The organism is Pseudomonas sp. R3.Fl (genome assembly GCF_023516765.1).
In the GTDB taxonomy this organism is placed as follows: domain Bacteria; phylum Pseudomonadota; class Gammaproteobacteria; order Pseudomonadales; family Pseudomonadaceae; genus Pseudomonas; species Pseudomonas citronellolis.
In genome coordinates this window covers 3697457-3718924 of sequence record NZ_JAMGSO010000001.1, presented here as the reverse complement: position 1 = coordinate 3718924, position 21468 = coordinate 3697457, and the positions used below count along the sequence as shown (strand labels likewise).

General features: G+C 69.7%; 15 protein-coding genes and 1 pseudogene. 12 read left to right on the top strand and 4 right to left on the bottom strand.

Annotated elements, in window-relative coordinates:
• From xdhA to M8R19_RS33455, 5 genes and pseudogenes are all read left to right on the top strand, one after another.
• Complete coding sequence (gene xdhA, locus M8R19_RS16345) at window positions 1-1425, top strand: xanthine dehydrogenase small subunit (protein ID WP_249918327.1); 1425 nt, start codon at window positions 1-3, stop codon at window positions 1423-1425.
• Window positions 1418-4006, top strand: a complete 2589-nt coding sequence (gene xdhB, locus M8R19_RS16340) for a xanthine dehydrogenase molybdopterin binding subunit (RefSeq protein ID WP_249918326.1) — start codon at window positions 1418-1420, stop codon at window positions 4004-4006. The genes xdhA and xdhB overlap by 8 nt, the downstream gene beginning before the upstream one ends.
• Window positions 4003-4869, top strand: coding sequence for a xanthine dehydrogenase accessory protein XdhC (gene xdhC, locus M8R19_RS16335; RefSeq protein ID WP_249918325.1), 867 nt, complete (start codon window positions 4003-4005; stop codon window positions 4867-4869). The genes xdhB and xdhC overlap by 4 nt, the downstream gene beginning before the upstream one ends.
• Before the next feature lie 111 nt (window positions 4870-4980).
• A pseudogene (locus tag M8R19_RS33460) lies at window positions 4981-6042 on the top strand (HAMP domain-containing protein); the annotation flags it as partial.
• 129 nt (window positions 6043-6171) lie between these two features.
• Window positions 6172-6909 (top strand): methyl-accepting chemotaxis protein, encoded by a 738-nt coding sequence (locus M8R19_RS33455; protein ID WP_371857803.1) that lies wholly within the window; start codon window positions 6172-6174, stop codon window positions 6907-6909.
• Window positions 6910-7717: 808 nt separating this feature from the next.
• On the opposite strand, the gene M8R19_RS16325 is transcribed toward M8R19_RS33455, so the two are convergent.
• Window positions 7718-8308 carry an IMPACT family protein gene (locus tag M8R19_RS16325; RefSeq protein WP_249918323.1) on the bottom strand — a complete coding sequence of 197 codons (591 nt, stop codon included), beginning with the start codon at window positions 8306-8308 and terminating at the stop codon, window positions 7718-7720.
• Window positions 8305-8973 carry a TetR/AcrR family transcriptional regulator gene (locus M8R19_RS16320; protein ID WP_249918322.1) on the bottom strand — a complete coding sequence of 223 codons (669 nt, stop codon included), beginning with the start codon at window positions 8971-8973 and terminating at the stop codon, window positions 8305-8307. Before M8R19_RS16320 ends, M8R19_RS16325 begins: the two co-directional genes overlap by 4 nt.
• Before the next feature lie 449 nt (window positions 8974-9422).
• Between M8R19_RS16320 and M8R19_RS16315 the strand changes: the two genes are divergently transcribed.
• Window positions 9423-10727, top strand: coding sequence for a CitMHS family transporter (locus M8R19_RS16315; protein WP_074980739.1), 1305 nt, complete (start codon window positions 9423-9425; stop codon window positions 10725-10727).
• Between the two features lie 18 nt (window positions 10728-10745).
• Window positions 10746-11507: a TerC family protein gene (locus tag M8R19_RS16310; RefSeq protein ID WP_043316039.1), complete on the top strand. Its 762-nt coding sequence runs from the start codon at window positions 10746-10748 to the stop codon at window positions 11505-11507.
• Window positions 11508-11511: 4 nt separating this feature from the next.
• On the opposite strand, the gene M8R19_RS16305 is transcribed toward M8R19_RS16310, so the two are convergent.
• Window positions 11512-12003, bottom strand: coding sequence for an LEA/WHy family protein (locus M8R19_RS16305; protein WP_074980740.1), 492 nt, complete (start codon window positions 12001-12003; stop codon window positions 11512-11514).
• A 531-nt stretch (window positions 12004-12534) separates the two neighbouring features.
• Between M8R19_RS16305 and M8R19_RS16300 the strand changes: the two genes are divergently transcribed.
• The 4 genes from M8R19_RS16300 (at window position 12535) to M8R19_RS16285 (ending at window position 18581) form a co-directional block, all read left to right on the top strand.
• Window positions 12535-14250 carry a Na/Pi cotransporter family protein gene (locus M8R19_RS16300; protein WP_249918321.1) on the top strand — a complete coding sequence of 572 codons (1716 nt, stop codon included), beginning with the start codon at window positions 12535-12537 and terminating at the stop codon, window positions 14248-14250.
• 114 nt (window positions 14251-14364) lie between these two features.
• On the top strand, window positions 14365-14688 hold the full coding sequence (locus tag M8R19_RS16295) for a hypothetical protein (protein ID WP_061563167.1): 324 nt from the start codon (window positions 14365-14367) through the stop codon (window positions 14686-14688).
• Between the two features lie 153 nt (window positions 14689-14841).
• The gene (locus M8R19_RS16290) at window positions 14842-17022 is read left to right on the top strand and encodes a putative bifunctional diguanylate cyclase/phosphodiesterase (protein ID WP_249918320.1); all 2181 of its coding nucleotides are present in this window, start codon (window positions 14842-14844) and stop codon (window positions 17020-17022) included.
• On the top strand, window positions 17019-18581 hold the full coding sequence (locus tag M8R19_RS16285) for a methyl-accepting chemotaxis protein (RefSeq protein WP_249918319.1): 1563 nt from the start codon (window positions 17019-17021) through the stop codon (window positions 18579-18581). Before M8R19_RS16290 ends, M8R19_RS16285 begins: the two co-directional genes overlap by 4 nt.
• 346 nt (window positions 18582-18927) lie before the next feature.
• Here the strand turns inward: M8R19_RS16285 and M8R19_RS16280 are convergent, their stop codons facing one another.
• Entirely contained in the window at window positions 18928-19887 is a 960-nt protein-coding gene (locus M8R19_RS16280) for an NAD-dependent epimerase/dehydratase family protein (RefSeq protein WP_249918318.1), read from the bottom strand.
• A gap of 196 nt (window positions 19888-20083) precedes the next feature.
• Here M8R19_RS16280 and M8R19_RS16275 point away from each other — a divergent pair, with 196 nt between their 5' ends.
• Complete coding sequence (locus M8R19_RS16275) at window positions 20084-21466, top strand: M16 family metallopeptidase (protein ID WP_249918317.1); 1383 nt, start codon at window positions 20084-20086, stop codon at window positions 21464-21466.
• Window positions 21467-21468: the final 2 nt, after the last annotated feature.

Here is a 21468-nt window from a genome sequence, read left to right as displayed (position 1 = left end):
ATGATCCAGTTCCTGCTCGACGACGAGCTGCGCCAGGTGGACGGCCTGGCACCGGAAACGAGCCTGCTCGACTACCTGCGCACCCAACTGGGGCGCACCGGCACCAAGGAAGGCTGCGCCTCCGGCGACTGCGGCGCCTGCACCCTGGTGCTCGCCGAGCCCGATGGCGAGGGCCTGCGCTACCGCGCGGTGAACGCCTGCATCACCCCATTGGGCGCGCTGCACGGCCGCCAGTTGCTGACGGTGGAAAGCCTCGCCGAGGGCGAACACCTGCACCCGGTGCAGCAGGCCATGGTCGACTGCCACGGCGCGCAGTGCGGCTTCTGCACGCCGGGCATCGTCATGTCGCTGTTCGCCTGGCGCCATGCGGCTTGCGAGCATGACCGCGAGAGCGCGCTGACGGCCCTTTCCGGCAACCTGTGCCGCTGCACCGGCTACCGGCCGATCCTCGAAGCCGCCAAGCGCATCGCCGGCGACGCGCACGGGGATCGCTTCAGCGACGCCGAACGCGCCACCGCCGAACGCCTGCGCGCCCTGCCCGCCGGCGCCAGCCTGGACGACGGCGAGCAGCACGCCTGGCTGCCCACCACGCTGGAAGAGCTGGACACCCTGTTGATGAACTATCCACAGGCACGCCTGGTGGCCGGCGCCACCGACCTGGCCCTGGAGGCGACCCAGGCGCTGAAGCGCTTCCCGCAACTGATCCATCTGGAGCGCGTGGCCGAGCTGCGCCGCCTGGAAGAACACCCCGATCACCTGCTGATCGGCGCCGCGCGGCCCTACGCCGACTGCCTGGAGGTCCTGCATGCCTTCCCCGGCGTGCCCGAGCTGCTGGAACGCCTGGGCTCGCTGCAGATCCGCCAGCGCGGCACCCTCGGCGGCAACATCGCCAACGCCTCGCCCATCGGCGACATGCCGCCGGTGCTACTGGCCCTGGATGCGCGGCTGCGCCTGCGCCGCGCCAGGCAGGTACGCGAGGTGCCCATCGATGGCTTCTTCACCGGCTACCGGCAAAGCGTGCTGCAGCCGGGCGAATACATTGAGGCGGTAGTTATCCCCAGGCTGGTCGATGGCCAGCTGTACCGTGTGGACAAAGTCTCCAAGCGCCGCGACGACGACATCTCCGCCGTGTGCCTGGCCCTGCGCCTGGACTTCGACGACCAGGGCCTGGTGCGCGACGCGCGCCTGGCCTGCGGCGGCATGGCCGCCACCCCGCTGCGCGGCCGCCGCAGCGAGGCCGCGCTGAGCGGCCGGGCGTTCGACGCCGCCGCCGTGGCCGCGGCCCAGGCCGCCCTGGCCGAGGACTTCCAGCCCATCGACGACCTGCGCGCCAGCGCCGCCTATCGCCTGAAGGTGGCGCAGAACCTGCTGCAACGCGCATTAGTGGAATACACGGCAACCCCTGCGGAGGTGCGCCATGCGTAGCCTGCCTCCCCTGGCCGCCAACGGCGGCGCCAGCGAAACCCGCAGCGCCGGCCAGGCCCGGCCCCACGACAGCGCCGAGCTGCACGTCAGCGGCGCGGCGCGCTACGTCGACGACATCAAGGAGCCGCGCGAGCTGCTGCACGCCGCCGTCGGCCTCACGGACATCGCCTGCGGGGTTATCCACAAGCTGGACCTGGAGGCTGTGCGCAACGCCCCCGGCGTGGTTGCCGTGCTGACCCTGGACGACGTGCCCGGCCACACCGACATCGGCCCGGTGTTCCCCGGCGACCCGCTGCTGGCCGGCGAACGGGTGAAGTACCACGGCCAGGCGCTGTTCGCCGTGGCCGCGCAAACCCAGCTGCAGGCCCGCCGCGCCGTGCGCCTGGCCAAGGTGGAATACGCCGAGGAGCAGCCGCTGCTGGACCCGCTGCGGGCCAAGACCGAGGAACGCTTCGTGCGCCCGCCGCACTTCATGCGCCGCGGCGACGCCGAGCACGGCCTGGCCGCCGCGCCCTACGTGCTGCAGGCCAGCCAGTTCGTCGGCGGCCAGGAACACTTCTACCTCGAAGGCCAGGTGTCCATGGCGCAGCCCACGGACGACGGCGGCATGTTCGTATTCACCTCCAGCCAGCACCCCAGCGAGGTGCAGAAGCTGGTGGCCGAGGTGCTGGCCATTCCCCTGGCCAAGGTCACCGTGGAAGTGCGGCGCATGGGCGGCGGCTTCGGCGGCAAGGAAACCCAGGCCGCGCCCTGGGCCTGCCTGGCCGCGCTGCTGGCGCGCAAGACCGGGTGCGCGGTGAAGCTGCGCCTGCCGCGCGCCGACGACATGCGCGCCACCGGCAAGCGCCACCCCTTCCACAACCGCTACCGCGTGGGCTTCGACGCCGAGGGCCGGCTGCTCGCCGCGCAACTGGAAGTGGTGGGCGACTGCGGCCACTCGCCGGACCTCTCCGACGCCATCGTCGACCGCGCCATGTTCCATGCGGACAACGCCTACTTCATCCCCGACGTGGCCGTGGCCGGCTACCGCAGCTTCACCAACATCGTTTCGCACACCGCCTTCCGCGGCTTCGGCGGGCCCCAGGGGATGATGCTGATCGAACGCGCCATGGACGACATCGCCCGCGCCGTCGGCCAGGACCCGCTGGACGTGCGCAAGCTCAACCTCTACGGCGGCAGCGGCCGCGACCTCACGCCCTACCACCAGCGCGTGGAACACAACCTGCTGGGCGAGCTGATCGAACGCCTGGAAGCCAGCAGCGACTACCGCGCCCGCCGCGCCGCCATCACTGCCTATAACGCAGGCAGCCCGGTACTGAAGCGCGGTCTGGCGCTGACCCCGGTGAAGTTCGGCATCAGCTTCACCGCCCAGCACCTGAACCAGGCCGGCGCGCTCATCCACCTGTACACCGACGGCAGCATCCAGCTGAACCACGGCGGCACCGAGATGGGCCAGGGCCTGAACGTCAAGGTGGCGCAGATCGTCGCCGAGGAATTCCAGGTGCCGCTGGAGCGCGTGGCGATCACCGCCACGCGCACCGACAAGGTGCCCAACACCTCGCCCACCGCGGCCTCCAGCGGCACCGACCTGAACGGCATGGCCGCCCGCGACGCGGCCCGCACGCTGAAGGCGCGGCTGGCGGAATTCCTCGCCGCGCGCGAGGGCGTGACGCCTCAGGAAGTGCGCTTCGCCCACGGCCAGGTGCAAGTCCGGGACAAGGCGCTGGACTTCGCCGAAGTGGTGCAGGCCGCCTACTTCGCGCGGGTGCAGCTGTCCGCCACCGGCTTCTACCGCACGCCGAAGATCCACTACGACCGCGAGACCGGCCAGGGCCATCCGTTCTTCTACTTCGCCTACGGCGCGGCGGTGTCCGAGGTGGAAGTGGACAGCCTGACCGGCGAATACCGCCTGCTGCGGGTGGACATCCTCCACGACGTGGGCCGCAGCCTGAACCCGGCCATCGACATCGGCCAGATCGAGGGCGGCTTCGTCCAGGGCATGGGCTGGCTGACCAGCGAGGAACTGAAGTGGGACGCCAAGGGCCGCCTGCTCACCACGGGGCCGGCGACCTACAAGATCCCGGCGGTGAGCGACGTGCCGGAAGACTTCCGCGTGGCCCTGTTCGACCGGCCCAACGAGGAGGACAGCGTGTACCTGTCCAAGGCCGTGGGCGAGCCGCCGTTCATGCTGGCCATCTCGGTGTGGTCGGCCCTGCGCGACGCCATCGCCAGCCTGGCGGACTACCGGGTGAGCCCGGCGCTGGATACGCCGGCTACTCCGGAGCGGGTGTTGTGGGCGTGCGAGGCGTTGAAGGGGTGGGCTGTGGATAGTTCGCTGGAAGACGCGGCATGCCCTCACCCTAGCCCTCTCCCGGAGGGAGAGGGGACCGTCCTGAGCGGGGCTCAGCAACGGAGTCAGCCGGAAACTGTGGATAAATCTCCAGCGCCATTACTTTCCCGCCACACCGAAGCAGCCCCCTCTCCATTCAGGGAGAGGGCTGGGGAGAGGGAACCCAACTCACCGCCAGCACAGAAACACCCAACCAACACCAGCAACCCACCCCAGGAGCCCACCCCATGACCCCCATCTGGATGGACGCCATCGCCCGCCTGCGCGACGGCGCCGAGCCCTACGTGCTGGTCACCGTCATCGGTGTGCAGGGCTCCACCCCGCGCGAGGCCGGCTGCAAGATGCTGGTCACCGCCGACGCCTGCTACGACACCATCGGCGGCGGCCACCTGGAACTGGCCGCCACCGAGCACGCCCGCCAGTTGCTGCTGGCCGGCAAGGACGCGCAGAGCCTGGAGCACTTTCCCCTCGGCGCGCGCCTGGGCCAGTGCTGCGGCGGCCGCGCCAGCCTGCTGTTCGAATGCTTCGCGGTGCGCGGGCCGCAGGTGCTGCTGTTCGGCGCCGGGCACGTCGGCCGCGCCCTGGCGCCGCTGCTGGCCGGGCTGCCGCTGCGCCTGGAATGGGTGGACAGCCGCGCCGCGGAATTCCCCGCCGAGTTACCCACAGGGGTGCGCTGCAGCCTGCTGGACGACCCGCTGGAGGCTGTGGATAAAGCCGCGCCGGGCAGCTACTACCTGATCATGACCCACAACCACCCGCTGGACTACGCACTGGCCGAGGCCGTGCTCAAGCGCGGCGACGCCGGCTTCCTCGGCATGATCGGCTCGCGCACCAAGGCCCAGCGCTTCCACATGCGCCTGGAGCAGCACGGCTTTTCCACAGCCGCCATCGACTCCATGCACTGCCCCATCGGCCTGCCCGAGGTGCCCGGCAAGCGCCCGCTGGAAGTGGCCATCGCCGTGGCCGCCCAGGTCATCGCCCGCTATCACCAGGACGCCCCGCCGCGCACCACGCGCAGCGGCGTCGAATGGAAGGCGCTGTGCAGCGAGGCGGGGATCGAACCTGATCCGCCCCGCACCGCCGAAAAAACCTGACCGACGGGACAACAGTTTTTCCCGTACCCGCCGATAACCCCTTCGGCCCCTTCCCTACGCCCGTCTCCCACCGCGAACGGATTCGCCGCGTGCCAAGAGGACAAGAAGAACATGCGCCTTCGCAGCATCCAGACCCAACTCATCCTCAGCATGGGCAGCGCCCTGCTGCTCAGCCTGCTCATCGTGCTCGGCCTCTACGCCGTGCTGGTCAACCGCCTGAGCGAGCGCTACCTGCTCGAACAGGCGCTGCCGGCGAGCATCCAGGCCATCGCCAACGACTTCGAGCGCCAGCTCACCGGCCCGCTCACCGCCGCCGCCGGCATCGCCGACAACAGCCTGGTGCAGGACTGGCTGGCCGCCGGCGAGGACCCGGCGCGGCAGGCCGATTTCGTCCGCTACCTGGGCGGCATCCGCAGCTCGCAGCGGGCCTTCGCCGCGCTCATCGCCAGCCAGGCCAGCGACGCCTACTACAGCGACAAGGGCAAGGAACGCACCCTGTCCCGCGACAACCCGCAGGACGCCTGGTACTTCCGCTTCGTCGACAGCGGCCGGCCGCAGGTGCTGAACATCGACACCGACGTCGGCAGCGGCGAACTGACGTTGTTCATCGACCGCCGCGTCGAGCGCGACGGCAAGCTGCTGGGCATCGCCGGCCTGGGCCTGCGCATGGACGAGCTGTCGAAGCTGATCCGCGACTTCCGCTTCGGCCAGTCCGGCCATGTGTACCTGGTGAAGAACGACGGCCAGGTGCAGATCCACCCCGACCCGGCCCGGGCCCGCGGCAAGGCCCTGGCCGACCTGGTGGGCAGCGACGCGGCGCAGGCGCTGCTCGGCCATCCGGGCTTCCAGAGCAGCCGCTTCGAGCGCGACGGCGAAACCTACCTGGCCGCCAGCCTGCCGCTGCGCGACCTGGGCTGGACGCTGGTCAGCGAGGTGCCGGAGGCCGAGGTCTACGCCGACGCGCGCCAGGCCCTGCGCCTGTCCGGCCTGGCCGGCGCGGCGGTGGCGCTGCTTTGCCTGGGCCTGGTGGTGCTGCTGGCCCGTGGCCTGGTGCGGCCGATCCGCCAGGTGACCGCCGCGCTGCTGGACATCGGCGCCGGCGGCGGCGACCTGACCCGTCGCCTGGACGATTCCCGCGCCGACGAACTGGGCGACCTGGCCCGCGGCTTCAACCGCTTCCTCGAAGGCCAGCGCCAGCTGATCGGCGCGGTACTGGCCACCAGCGAGCAACTGCAACGCAGCGTGGCCGAGGTGGCGCGGGTTGTGGATAACACCGCGGAACACGCCAGCCGCCAGCAGGAGATGACCGACATGGTGGCCACGGCGGTGAACGAGATGGGCAGCACCGTGCAGGAGATCGCGCGCAACGCCGAGCAGGCCGCCAGCGCCTCGCAGCAGGCCCGCGGCGAAGCCGGCCAGGCGCGCCAGGTGGTGGGCGGCGCGCTGCAGCATGGCGAGCGCATGTCCGCCGAGATCGGCCAGGCCGCGGAAGCCGTGGGCGACCTCGCGGCCCAGGTGGCGACCATCGACCAGGTGCTGGCGGTGATCCGCGGTATTTCCGAGCAGACCAACCTGCTGGCGCTCAACGCCGCCATCGAGGCCGCCCGCGCCGGCGAGCTGGGCCGCGGCTTCGCCGTGGTGGCCGACGAGGTGCGCACCCTGGCCGGGCGCACCCAGGGCTCCACCGACGAGATCCAGGCGATGATCCAGCGCCTCAAGCAGGGCGCCGAGCAGGCGGTCGGCTCCATGCAGTCCGGCCAGGCGGCCACCGGCGAGGGCCTGGCCGCCAGCCAGCGCGCCGGCGCCTCGCTGGGCGCCATCGCCGACCAGGTGGAGCGCATCAGCGACATCAACCACCAGGTCGCCGCCGCCACCGAGGAACAGAGCGCGGTCACCGAGGAGATCAACCGCAACGTCCAGGGCATCGCCGACCTGGCCCGCGCCACCGCCGGCGAGGTGCACCAGGGCCGCGAACAATGCCAGGCCCTGCGCGGCCTGGCCGACGACCTGCAGCGGCAGATGGGGCAGTTCCGCTTGTGACGGGTGGGGGGTTCGCGAGCAAGCTCGCTCCTACGAAGAGCCGGTACGGTGCCGACCTGTAGGAGCGAGCTTGCTCGCGAACCGCCGACGTCCCGATCGGGCTCGGTTATCCACTGTTGAAAAGCGGTTTTCGCTGTCCACAGGCGGCAGGCTTCCACAGGGAGGCTCCATGAACACTTTTTTGCCTCTTCGATTTGTGGATACCCTTCTGCAGCCCAGCAATTCCGGGGCTTTTTGCTCAAATAACGTACAGTTTTCGCCAGCCGGCGGTGGTTCTGGCATGGGCAGTTTTCCCCAGAGGATATCCACAACACTGTCCACGGCCTCTGTGAGCAATCCACCCACCCGGCCGGGGAAAACCCCGATTCCACCGCCCTCTCTGCACTCCTTCCCCAGCCCTGCATAAGTACCGCCCATGGCACAGTTTTCCACCAGGATATTCACAGCTTGCCAAGGGCTTATACCGGACTTGTATAGGCCCCTTTTCCGGGGCTTCTCGACCTGGGCTAAGCCCTTGATTGGCGCGGCTTTCAGGCCATGACAGAGCAAAAAACGTACAGCCTCTCGCAAGCCCCGGAATGCCTGCTCCCGGGGCCTTCATCGACAGTTTTTCCACAGCCTTGCCCACGCTATCCGGGGATAGCCGAAAACGGCCTTTTCCGCCGTTTGCACAAATTCTGCGCAACAGCACGCAGGCCACGGCTGGCGTGGCCTGGAAAGGAGGGGGCACAGTTTGTCCACAGGATGCCGCACAGGAACCGGGGACAAAAACCCGCGTCCGCTGGAAAAGCCCTGGGGATAATTACTTTCAGTCGTCGAGGCGGGCGGCCTGGATGCGGCCGCGGCTGAGGTCGCCGAGCAGGCGTTGCAGCTCCTCGACCTTCGCATCGGCCAGGCTCAGGCGGATATCCACACCCTCGGCGCCGTAGGCTTCGTCCTCGATGCTGGCGCCCAGGGCGAGGATGCGCGCCTTGAGCAGCGCGTGCTCGGCGAAGCCACAGGCGAAGGCCAGGCGGGTGCTGGGCACCAGTTCGATGCGCGCGGCGTCCTGCAGGCACTTGGCCGCGCAGCCGCCGTAGGCGCGGGCCAGGCCGCCGGTGCCGAGCTTGATGCCGCCGAACCAGCGGCTGACCAGCACCACCACGCGGTCCATGGCCTGGCCCTCGATGGCCGCGAGCATCGGCCGCCCGGCGGTGCCGCCGGGTTCGCCGTCGTCGCTGAAGCGGTATTGCGCGCCGAGCTTCCAGGCCCAGCAGTTGTGCCCGGCGCTGGCGTCGCGGTGGGCGGCGAGGAAGGCCTGGGCCTCGGCCTCGCTGGCGATGGGCGCGGCCAGGCAGGTGAAGCGGCTCTTGCGGATGTCCTCGGCGTAGCTGGCCGGGCCGGCGAGGGTGAAGCTCATGCCGTGGCCGGCGGCGTCAGCCCGCAGCCCTTGAGGATGATGTGGATCAGCTGGTCGGCGGCATCGCCGAAGTCCTGCCGGGACATGCGCTTGCGCCCGGTGACGAAGGCGATCTGGGTGGCGAAGTCGGCGTAGTGCTGGGTGCTGCCCCAGAGCAGGAAGATCAGGTTGACCGGGTCCACCGGGTCCATCTTGCCGGCGGCGATCCAGGCCTCGAACACCGCGGCGCGGCCGCGGAACCAGGCGCGGTAGTCCTGGTTGAAGTGGCTGCTCAGGCACTGCCCGCCGCTGATGATCTCCATGGCGAAGATGCGCGAGGCCAGCGGGTGGCGGCGGGAGAACTCCATCTTGGCGCGGATGTAGCCGGCCAGGGCGGTGGCCGGGTCGTCCTCGGCGGACAGGTGGTTGAAGGTGCTGTCCCAGAGGTCGAGGATGTTGCCCAGCACCGCGGTGTAGAGCCCCAGCTTGTTGCTGAAGTAGTAGTGCAGGTTGGCCTTGGGCAGGTCGGCGCGCAGGGCGATGGCGTTCATGCTGGTGCCCTTGAAGCCGTGGCGGGCGAACTCTTCTTCGGCGGCGGCGAGGATGACTTCCTCGTTCTTCTGGCGAATGCGGCCGGCGGGCTTGTCGGCGCCTTCGGCAAGGTGGGCTGGCACTGGGAAAGTCATACGGCGTATCCATGGCTTCAGCGAAAGGGCGAAGCATGGATAACCCAGGCGGGGCGGGGGATTCAAGCGAATCCGGCGTTTTTCCCGCGGTGCACCGCAACGGGGCGGGGGAATGCCCCGAGAGCGCCCTTTCCTGTAGGAGCGAGCTTGCTCGCGAACCGCATGGCACCGCAGCCGCCGGGAAATCCCCGTTCGCGAGCAAGCTCGCTCCTACGAAGAGCCGGTTCGGAAACATCCGGAAACACCCGCTCTTCGCCGACGATCGCCGGTTTTTCCCAAGAAAGGCTGCTGAAAGCTTGAGCCCCTAGCATCCGCCCTCCCCTCCGCTGCCCGGCGGCGGGTCATCCACACAAGAACAACACGGGTGATGCCATGACACGCTTGAACCGCCGACCCGCCCCGTCCCTGCCCGGCCACCCGCCGCGCTGAACCCGACGGAGGCCTTCCCGATGCTGACCCTGCTCGCCTTCGCCATGGTGGCGACCTTCATGCTCCTGATCATGACGCGGCGCCTCTCGGCGCTCATCGCGCTGATCCTGGTGCCCATCGCCTTCGCCCTGCTCGGCGGCTTCGCCGCGGGCCTGGGGCCGATGATGCTCGACGGCATCCGCACCCTGGCGCCGACCGGGGTGATGCTGATGTTCGCCATCCTCTACTTCGCCATCATGATCGACTCGGGGCTGTTCGACCCGGCGGTGCGCAAGATCCTGCGGCTGGTCAAGGGCGACCCGCTTAAGGTGTCGATGGGCACCGCCGCGCTGGCGATGATCGTCTCCCTGGATGGCGACGGCTCCACCACCTACATGATCTGCGTGGCCGCGGTGCTGCCGCTGTACCAGCGCCTGGGCATGAGCCCGCTGCTGATGGCCTGCCTGATCATGCTCTCCAGCGGCGTGCTCAACATGACCCCCTGGGGCGGCCCCACCGCCCGCGCCGCCAGCGCCCTGCACGTGGACCCGGCGGACATCTTCGTGCCGATGATCCCGGCGATGGTCGCGGGCCTGGCCACGGTGTTCGGCATCGCCTGGGCCTACGGCAAGCGCGAGCGCGCGCGCCTGGGCCAGCTGCACCTGCCCGGCGAGCACCTGGACGCGGCCGAGGTCAGCGTCTCGCAGTACCCCGAGGCGCGGCGGCCGAAGCTCCTGTGGTTCAACGGCGCGCTGACGCTGGTGCTGATGGGCACGCTGATCGCCGGGCTGCTGCCGATGCCGGTGCTGTTCATGATCGCCTTCGGCATCGCCATGATCGTCAACTACCCGTGCATCCTGGAGCAGAAGAAGCGCATCGGCGCCCACGCCGAGAACGTCCTGGCGGTGGTCTCGCTGATCTTCGCCGCCGGCGTGTTCACCGGCATCCTCTCCGGAACCGGGATGGTCGAGGCCATGTCGAAGAGCCTGCTGGCGGTGATCCCGCCGGCGCTGGGGCCGTATCTTGCGACCATCACCGCGCTGGTCAGCCTGCCGTTCACCTTCTTCATGTCCAACGACGCCTTCTACTACGGCGTGCTGCCGGTGCTGACCCAGGCCGCCGCGCAGTACGGCATCACCCCGGTGGAAATGGCCCGCGCCTCGATCGTCGGCCAGCCGGTGCACCTGCTCAGCCCGCTGGTGCCCTCCACCTACCTGCTGGTGGGACTGGCCAAGGTGGACTTCGGCGACCACCAGCGCTTCACCCTGCGCTGGGCAGTGCTGGTCTGTCTCGCTATCCTCGCCGCCGCCCTGCTGCTGGGGCTGTTCCCCCTGTTCAACGACTGACGACTGGTAAAACCGTAAATGGAATGGCTGACCAACCCGGAAATCTGGGTCGCGCTCCTCACCCTGACCGCCCTGGAGATCGTCCTGGGCATCGACAACATCATCATGATCTCCATCCTCGTGGGGCGCATGCCCAAGGCCCTGCAGGCGCGCACGCGGCTGTTCGGCCTGGCCCTGGCGATGGTCACGCGCATCCTCCTGCTGCTGTCGATCACCTGGGTGATGCGCCTGACCGCCGACCTCTTCACGGTGTTCGAGCAGGGCATTTCCGGGCGTGACCTGATCCTGTTCTTCGGCGGCCTGTTCCTGCTGTGGAAGAGCAGCAGCGAGATCTACCACGGCCTGGAAGGCGAGGACGAGACCGAGCAGCAGCCCAAGAGCCTGCTCGGCGGCTTCCTCGGCACCATCGTGCAGATCGCCATCATCGACATCGTGTTCTCGCTGGACTCGGTGATCACCGCGGTGGGCATGGTCTCCAACGTGCCGGTGATGGTCGCCGCCATCGTCGTCGCGGTGCTGGTGATGATGCTCGCCTCCGGCGCCATCAGCGACTTCATCGACAAGCACCCGTCGCTGAAGATGCTGGCTCTGTCGTTCCTCATCGTGGTCGGCACCGTGCTCATCGCCGAAGCCTTCGAGGTCCACGTGCCCAAGGGCTACGTCTACTTCGCCATGGCCTTCTCGCTGGCGGTGGAAGCGCTGAACATCCGCATGCGCACGGCGCGCGGACGCAAGCCGGTCGAGCCGGTGCAGCTGCGCCGGGACATTCCCGGCCAGTGACGGCCTAGAGCGTCGGCAAGGGCGCCCCGGCCGGCCACTCCAGGGTGCCCTTGTCGCTGAAGCGCACGGTGCCGAACAGGCCGCCGCCGAGCTTGCCGCTGATTTCGTAGGGCATGCCCTGGCGCGGCGGCGCGTTGCCCAGGCCCCAGGCCTGGCGCACCAGGCGGAAGGCGGAGATGCTCACCGGCACGCTGAGCAGCGCCTCGCCGAAGCGCGGCACCTGGCCGCGCTGGTCGCTGACGCCGCTGGCCAGCGGGCGGCCGTTGATGCTCAGGTCCAGGGCCACGCCGTCGTAGTCGATGTCGCGGTCGTTGGGGTTCTGCACCCGCAGCTTGACCGCGAAGCGCGCCTCCATGCCCTGCCCGGCCAGGGGCTCCAGGCCCACCAGGTCGATCTTCAGCGGGTCGTTGCCGAACAGGCTGGCGCAGGCGCCCAGGCCCAGGATCAGGCCGAGGGCGAGGAACAGGCGCAGGGTGGCGAGAAGGCGCTTGGGCATCGGGGGTTTCCGCTGGCGGTGATGTCCGGGGCAGTCTAGCCCGCGGCGGTGGCCGGGAGAAACCGCGGTTCGGATACCCCTTGTAGGAGCGGGCCCTGCCCGCGATTCGCGCGCAGGGCGCGCTCCTACAGGGGAATGGCGCCGATACCGCTGGCTATCGCGGACAAGGTCCTACGCTGTTTCTGGGTTCCCGCGTTCGCGGGAACCCAATAGACAGTTACACCTACGCATTCCGGCAAACACAACGCCCGTAGGATGGGTTACCCATCGTCACCGCCATGGTCCGGCGTGGCCAGCAAATTCAATCGCGGACAGAGTCCGCTCCTACGTCCGAGATTCCCTGCAAAAACTCCCCCGGGTTACGCCCCAACGGCTTTACTCAAGGTAAACACCCCGACGAATCAGCATCTTGTCGAACCCTTGCGGGACTGCGAGGGTCTACCATGACAATTAGATGACAGAAAAATCGGCCAGAGTCGTCCCACAGCGTAGTCACGCCTGGGCGGCCATGCAGTAACGAGGGGGGCCGCCATGCTGACACTGCTCAACCTGCTTTCCGCCGTCGCCTTGCTGGTGTGGGGCACGCACATCGTGCGCACCGGCATCCTCCGGGTGTACGGCAGCGACCTGCGGCGCATCCTCAGCCGCAGCGTGCAGAAACGGCCGCTGGCCTTCGCCGCCGGCATCGGCGTCACCGCACTGGTGCAGAGCAGCAACGCCACCGCGCTGCTGGCCACTTCCTTCGTCGCCAGCGGCCTGATGGCGCTGGCCCCGGCGCTGGCGATCATGCTCGGCGCCGACGTCGGGACGGCGCTGATGGCGCGGGTGCTGACCCTCGACCTGTCGTGGCTGTCGCCGCTGCTGATCTTCTTCGGGGTGATCTTCTTCCTCACCCGCAAGCAGACGCGCCTGGGCCAGCTGGGCCGGGTGTTCATCGGCCTGGGCCTGATCATCCTGGCGCTGCAGCTGATCGTCGAGGCCGCCGAACCCATGACCCAGGCCAAGGGCGTGAAGGTGCTGTTCTCCAGCCTCACCGGCGACGTCATGCTCGACGCCCTGACCGGCGCGCTGTTCGCCATGATCTCCTACTCCAGCCTGGCCGCCGTGCTGCTCACCGCGACCCTCGCCACCTCCAAGGTGATCTCGCTGAAGGTCGCGCTGTGCCTGGTGGTGGGCGCCAACCTGGGCACCGGTATCCTCGCCCTGATCAGTTCCACCTCGCAGAACGCCGCCGGCCGCCGGGTGGCCCTGGGCAGCCTGCTGTTCAAGGTCGCCGGCTGCGTGCTGGTGCTGCCATTGATCGGCCCGCTGGCGCAGTGGGTGGACGGCTGGCCGTTCCGCACCCAGGAGCTGGTGATCGCCTTCCACGTGCTCTACAACTCGGTGCGCTGCCTCGCCTGCCTGCCGCTGACCACCCAGATGGCGGCCTTCTGCACGCGCATCATGCCCGACCGCGCCGCCCCCGAGGACCGCGTGCGCCCGCGCCACCTCGACCCGGCGGCGCTGGACACGCCGAGCCTGGCGCTGGTCAACGCGGTGCGCGAGACGCTGCGCATGGGCGACATCGTCGAGCAGATGCTGATCAACCTGCTGCAGGTGACCCGCGGCGGCGACCCGCTGCTGGGCAAGGAAATCCGCAAGCTCGACGACGACGTCGACGCGCTCTACACGGCGATCAAGCTGTACCTGGCGCGCATGCCCCGCGAAGACCTGAGCGAGCGCGACAGCCGGCGCTGGGCCGAGGTCATCGAGCTGGCCATCAACCTGGAGCAGGCCGGCGACATCATCGAGCACATGCTCAGCGCCGTGCAGGACAAGAAGACCTCGCGCAGCCGCTCCTTCTCCGACAACGGCCTGGCCGAGATCACCGCGCTGCACAGCCAGCTGCTGGTCAACCTGCGCCTGAGTCTGTCGGTGTTCCTCAACGGCGACCAGGAAGGCGCGCGGCGCCTGCGCCGGGCCAAGCAGCGCTTCCGCCTGCAGGAACGCCGCTACGCCCACTCCCACGTCGACCGCCTGCGCCAGCAGGTGGTGCAGAGCATCGAGACCAGCTCGCTGCACCTGGACCTGATCGCCGACATGAAGCGCCTGAACTCGCTGTTCTGCGCCATCGCCTACGCCGTCCTCGACAATCCCGAGGCCGGCAGCGGCGAGGAGGCCGAGGACGACTACGTCGAGCAGGCCCTGGAAGATGCCGCCCAACCGCCGGGCCACGGCGTGCCGCCGGGATCCAGCGCGGCCGGCTGAGGGCCCGGCCGGCAGACGGCGTGTGGCAGCTCGCCGCGGGACTGATCCGCGTCAATGCCCGGGCATGGCGTTCGGCTAGGGTGGTGGCCCTTTGCCAGCCACGAGCATGACGCCATGACCCTTAGCCGGCTTCCGGCCCAGTTATTGGTGACCTCCCAGGACGAGAGCGTGGCGCGCCAGGTGCGCGCCCTGCTCACGGTCTACCAGGTGCCCTGCGCGGTACTCGCCGGCCCCGGCGACTGCGAGCAGGCCCCGCTGTGCCGCTGGTTCAAGGATGCCGCGCTGAGCGATACCGCGCGCCTGCACGCCCTGCTGGCCGACGCCGTCGGCGTGCTCGAACGCAGCCGCCACGCCTTCCGCTCGCGCGAGCTGGGGCAACTGCGGCGGCGCCTGGAGGCCGCATTGCGGGAGTTGTCCGCCTCCCCGCCGATGGTGTAAAAAACCCCGACCAACGTTCCGCCACCGCGGAAGCCGGCTTTGCCGGGCAGGACGCCAAGGGCCTGCAAGACAAAGCGCCGCGCCTGTCGCCGAATTCATCGTGCGACGGGCGCGGCGCTTTTTTCATGCCCGCAGAAAAACAAGGAGGCAAGCATGGGCCTGGGACCGAAGCTCGACCACATGCTCGACCGCATCGGCCTGTCGCCGGCGGAGATCGACCAGCGCCTGCGCTACCTGCACTGGCAGCAAGCCGACGAGCAGCGCCTGCAGCAGGCCGCCGCCGAGCGCGGCGACAGCCACGCGCGCTTCATCGAACAGCTCTACGCGCACCTGGGCCAGTTCCCGCCGCTGGCGGCCATCCTCTCCGAACCGGCCACCCTGCAGCGCCTCAAGCGCAGCCAGGCGCAGTACTACGAGCAGCTCTGGGAGGCCCCGCAGGACGGCGGCTACGTGCGCGACCGCCTGCGCATCGGCCTGGTCCACCAGCAGGTGGGGGTGGAGCTGAAGTGGTACCTGGGCGCCTACCGCCTGTACCTGCAGCACATGCTCGACGAGCTGCTCGGCGACGCGCCGCAGGCAGCGACCTTCGCCAGCCTGCTCAAGCGGGTGTTCTTCGACATGTCGCTGGCCATCGACACCTACGGCGCCGCCCAGCGCCAGGCCCTGGAGGACAGCGAGGCGCGCTTCGCCCGGGCCCTGCGCGGGGCCAACGACGGCATCTGGGACTGGGACCTGGCCAACGACCGGCTGTACGTCTCCGAGCGCTGGACGCGCATGCTCGGCCTGAGCCGCGACAGCCTCGGCGAGGGCAGCGCCAGCTGGTTCGCCCGCGTGCACCCCGACGACCTGCCCGGCCTGCGCCAGGCCATCGACGCCCACCTGCGCGGCAGCGCCGCCCTGCTCAACCACGAGTACCGCATCCGCCAGCGCGACGGCGGCTACCTCTGGGTGCAGGCCCGCGGGGTGATCACCGACGGGCGCATGGCCGGCTCGCAGAGCGACATCAGCCAGCGCAAGGCCAGCGAGCACCAGCTCAGCCACGCCGCGCGCCACGACCCGCTGACCGGCCTGGCCAACCGCCTGCGCCTGGACGAGCTGCTGCAGCAGGCCCTGCAACGCCAGAGCCGCCCCGGCGCGCGCGAGGCCGGCTTGCTGTTCATCGACCTGGACCGCTTCAAGCTGATCAACGACAGCCTCGGCCACGCCGTCGGCGACCGCGTGCTGGTGGAGGTGGCCCAGCGCCTGCTGCGCTGCCTACGCCCCGGCGACCACCTGGCGCGCTTCGGCGGCGACGAGTTCGTGGTGCTGCTGGACGACATGGCCAACCTGGCCGACGCCGAACAGGTCGCCCAGCGCATGCTCGACTGCCTGCACCAGCCGCTGCACCTGGACGGCCGCACCCTGGTGGTCAGCGCCAGCATCGGCATCACCGGGCTGATCGCCGAGGGCCAGGCGATCGACACCCTGCAGGCCGCGGACCTGGCCCTGTACCGCGCCAAGGAGGCCGGCAAGGCGCAGTACGCGCGCTTCTCCAGCGAGCTGCAGGCCGCCGCGCAGCGCCGCCTGGAGCTGGAGAGCGCGCTGGGCCAGGCGCTGGAGCGCGGTGAATTCAGCCTGCACTACCAGCCGATCCTGCGCATCGACGTCGACCCGCCGCGGCCCATCGCGGTGGAAGTGCTGCTGCGCTGGCAGCGCGACGGCCAGCCGGTGTCGCCGCTGCAGTTCATCCCGGCGCTGGAGGAGTCCGGCGAGATCGTCCGCGTCGGCGACTGGGTGCTGCGCGAGGCCTGCCGCCAGACCCGCGCCTGGCAGCGCGACGGCCAGGGCTGGCTGTACTGCTCGGTGAACCTGTCCATCCGCCAGCTGCAGCAGCCGGGCTTCGCCGAGCGGGTGCGGCAGATCCTCGCCGAGACCGGCCTGGCGCCGCAGAGCCTGGTGCTGGAGATCACCGAGAGCCTGATGATGCAGGACGGCGCCGAGACCCTCGCCTGCCTGCGCGAGCTGGCCGCCCACGGCGTGCGCCTGGCGCTGGACGACTTCGGCACCGGCTACTCGTCCCTGGGCTACCTCAAGCGCTTCCCGCTGGACCTGTTGAAGGTCGACCGCAGCTTCATCGGCAAGGTCCCCGACGACCCCGAGCTGAGCGCCATCTGCCGCGCCATCGTCGGCCTGGGCCGCAGCCTCGGCCTGGAGGTGGTGGCCGAGGGCGTCGAGCACCCCGAGCACCTGGAATTCCTGCGCAAGGAAGGCTGCCGCTTCGCCCAGGGCTTCCTGTTCAGCCCGCCACTGCCACCCGACGTCCTGCACCCCGCGCCCATGGAGACCCACCGATGAAGCTCAACCTGCCGGTCAGCGGGCGCCAGGTCGAGGTGCCGGCCAGCGCCAACATTCTCTCCACCACCGACCTCAAGGGCGCGGTCAGCCACGTCAACCCGGACTTCCTGGCCATCAGCGGCTTCAGCGCCGAGGAGCTGCTGGGGCACAACCACAACCGCGTGCGCCACCCGGACATGCCGCCGGCCGCCTTCGCCCACCTGTGGCGGACGCTGCAGACCGGGCGCAGCTGGATGGGCCTGGTGAAGAACCGCTGCAAGAACGGCGACCACTACTGGGTGAGCGCCTTCGTCACGCCGATCCGCCACGGCGGCAAGGTGGTGGAGTACCAGTCGGTGCGCACCCGCGCCAGCGCCGCCGAGGTCGAAGCCGCCGAGCAGTTGTACGCGCGCATGCGCGCCGGCTGGCTGCCGCGCCGGCCACGCCTGGGCCTGTTGCCGCGGCTGCTAGTAGGCCTGGGCCTGGCGCAGGCCCTGGGCGCGCTGCTGGCATATCTGGCGCCCGCGCCCTTGGCCTTCGGCCTCGCCCTGCTGCTTTCCGGCGCCTGGCTGGCGCATCAGCTGCAACCGCTGCGGCCCCTGCTGGCGCGCGCCCGGCAGGTCGCCGACAACCCGCTGAGCCAGCGCCTGTACAGCGGCCGCATTGATGAATTCGGCGAGCTGGACTTCGCCCTGCGCATGCTCGAAGCCGAGACCGGCGCGGTGGTCGGGCGCATGGCCGAGGCCTCGCGCCAGCTCGCCGAACACGCCGGGCAGCTGGCCGGCACCGTGGCCGACAGCAGCGCCGGCACGCGCCGCCAGCAGCAGGAGACCGACCAGGTGGCCAGCGCCATGCAGCAGCTGGCGCAGAGCGTCCAGGAAGTGGCGCGCCACGCCCAGCACAGCGCGGTGGCGGCGCAATGCAGCGAGCGGGTGACCCAGGCCGGCCAGGGCGAGGTGCAGGCCACCCGCGGCCAGCTCGCCGCCCTGGAGGACGCGGTGCGCCGCGCCAGCGAGGCGGTGGAGCAACTGCACGGGCACAGCGAGGGCATCTCGCGGATGCTGCAGGTGATCCAGGAAGTCGCCGGGCAGACCAACCTGCTGGCGCTCAACGCCGCCATCGAGGCAGCCCGCGCCGGCGAGGCCGGGCGCGGCTTCGCCGTGGTGGCCGACGAAGTCCGCGCGCTGGCCTCGCGCACCGCCGACTCGGCGCTGGATATCCACAGGCTGGTGGGCGACCTGCAACGCGGCGCCGGCGCCTCGGTGCAGGCCCTGCGCCATAGCTGCGAACAGGCCCACACCAGCCTCGACCAGGCCGGCCGCGCCGCCGGCGCGCTGGAGGAGATCGCCGGGCAGGTCTCGGCGATCCAGCGCATGAGCCTGGAGATCGCCGGGGCCATCGAGGAACAGGGCTGCGCCAGCGAGGAGATCGAACGCAGCCTGTTGGCCATTCGTGAGTCGGCCGACGGTAATGCCACCAGTGCGAGCCATAGCCAGGCCAGTGCGGCGCGGGTGGCGGAGTTGGCGGCGGGGTTGAGGATGATGGCGGGGCATTTCTGGGAGGGGCGGCGCAACGCTTGAATGAAGGGCGCGGCTCTTCGTAGGAGCGAGCTTGCTCGCGAATGGTGTTTCCTGGGAGCTGCGGGTGTTGGGGTTCAGAACGCCCTCTCCCTAACCCTCTCCCTGAAGGGAGAGGGGACCGTTCGGAGTGCGTGGGTATTCCTGAGTTAGCCGGCTAGCACCGAAATTGCCGGCTGAAGCCAGGCCTTTTCTCGGCACGGACTAGCCCCCTCTCCCTTCAGGGCGGGGCGCGCAGCCGAGGGCTGGGGAGAGGGAACGGAGCCAAACCAAAACACCGAAGTCACAACTGAGCCCCGTTCGCGAGCAAGCTCGCTCCTACGAAAAGCCCCCAGCAGCACAGTTCCCCCTACCCCGCCCGCAACCCCCGCGCCGCGATGAACGCCAGAAACGCCTCCCGGCTCGAATACCGCGGCTGATACCCGAACTCCCGCTTCAACCTCGCATTGTCCAGCACCGGCCGGTAGCGCATGAAATCCACCTGCTCCGGGCCGAAGGGCGCCAGGCCCAGCGGCCGCAGCATGGCCAGCGCGCCGCGCAGCAGCGGCGCCGGCAGGGTGCGGTAGGGTTTGCGCAGCAGCCCGGCAATCTCGCGCAGGCTCAGTGCGCCGTCGCCGGCCAGGTTGTAGATGCCCTCGCTGCCCTGCTCTAGGCCCTGGCGGATGATGTTCACCACGTCCTGGTCCCAGATGAACACGAAGCGGCTGCAGCGGCCACTTATCCCCAGCACCGAACGCCCCATGAACAGGTCGGTGACCGGGTTATGCACACCCCGGCCGAGGATGGTGCCGGGGCGCAGCACCAGCTGGCGCAGCTGTGGACAACTCTGCCGCAGGCCGGCCAGCAGCTGTTCGATCTCGTGCTTGTGGCGGGCGTAGAGGAACTGCGACTGGCCGCGCAGGGGTTGGTTCTCGTCGATCAGCTCGGCGTTGTCCGGGTGGAAGCCGTAGGCCGCGGCGGAACTGGCCACCACCAGTTGGCCCACCTCGTGCTCCACCGCCGCCTCGAACAGCGCGCGGCTGCCACCGACCTCGATAGTGTGCAGGCGGGTGGCGGACATCTGCGGCGGCGGGTTGACCACCGAGGCCAGGTGCACGATGGCCTGCGGGCGCCACTGCCGCACGCACTCGCGGACCTGCCTGGGGTGGCCTATGTCCAGCTGCACCGGCTCGATGTTCGGCCGCAGGTGCTGCGTCGGCAGGCTGCGCACGTCGGCGGCCACCAGCGTCCAGTCAGCATGCTGGACCGCCAGTTCGTTGAGCAGGTTCTGGCCGATGTGGCCAGCCGCGCCGGTGATCAGGACGCGCATGGGTGCGGCCTCCGCGTTGGGCGATGCGGCAGGGCGTTGCCGCTAGCGAAAGGCCATCAATCACCCATCGCGCCACGCCTGATGATAGACCGGGCACGGGCAGGTCGCAGCCCGTCGCCACGGGTGCCGCCCATGGGTAGGTGGATCAGCGGCAATCCGCTATTCTCCTGGCTTTGCTTTTTTCCAGGCTTGGCCCATGCGTTGGTTGTTCCTCCCCCTCCTGTTCCTGCTCGGCGCCGGCTGGTCGTTGGCCGATTCGCGCTCGACCGTGGAGGGCTACCAGTTGCAGAACGGCATGGGCGTGCTGTTCAAGCCGACCAGCCAGCGCGGCTCGGTGTCCATCCGCCTGGTGGTGGGCGTGGGCTTCTCCGACTTCACCTGCCATGACCGGCAGCTGCCGCACCTGCTGGAGCACCTGTTCTTCAGCGGCCTGGATGGCGGCGACGAGGCCGACCTGGAAGCGCGCATGCAGGCCCTGGGCGGCCAGTGGAACGCCTACACCAGCGAGGGCGACACCACCTTCGTCATCGAGGCGCCGGCGGCCACCCAGCGCCAGGTGCTCGACCTGCTGCTGGAAGTGCTCACCCGCACGCAACTGGACAAGGCCAAGGTAGAGGCCACCAAGCAGGTGCTGATCCGCGAGGACGGCGGCCACTACTCGCACCTGCAGCGCTTCCTCGACCACCAGAACACCAGCCGCCCGGGCCAGGAACAGCTGGCCGTGGAACTCGGCCTGGCCTGCGCCGAGCGCCCGCAGGTGGCGCACCTGACCCAGGCCCAGTTGGAGAAGCTGCGCAGCGACTGGTACGTGCCGGCCAACATGACGCTGATCGTGGTCGGCGACCTCGACCCGCGCCTGCCCGCCTACCTCAGCCACACCTTCGGCAGCCTGCCCGACCGGACCACGCCGGAACGCCGCGAACTGCCGGAAATGCAGGTCTCGGCGACGCACCAGCGGACGCTGGACAGCGGTCTGTTCGGCGAGGGCGCGGTGGTGCACTGGATCTTCCCCGAGCCGGCCGAGGCCGACGGCGCCGCCCTCGACCTGCTGCAGGCCTACCTGAGCGACGCGCTCTATGCCGACCTGCGGGTCCATCGCGAGCTGTCCTACGGCCCCTGGAGCGAGCGCACGTCCTACGCCAACCAGGGTTTCCTCAGCCTCAACGCGGACATCGCCCGGGAAGATGAGGACGCCACCCTGAAGGCCCTGCGCGAGGTGGTGGAGAACATCCGCCAGCACGGCCTGGACGCCCAGCGCTTCGCCCGCATCCAGCGGGTGCAGCGGGCGCAGCTGGCCTGGAGCACGCCGAGCAACGCCAGCCTTGCCGACTACTACTGGGGCGCGCTGGGCGACTACGACGGCAGCCAGTTCCCCAACGAGGACCGGCGCCTGGCCAAGGTCAGCCTGCAACGGGCCAACGACACGGCGCGCCAGCTGTTCAAGGACGAAGGCTACCTGCGCATCGAGAAGCCGCTGCTGGACGACGACATGGTCTACCCGCTGGCCGCCGGCGCGGTGCTATTGGTGCTGCTGCCGCCGGCGGCACTGTGGCTGTGGTGCCGCCGGCGCAAGCGCTGAGC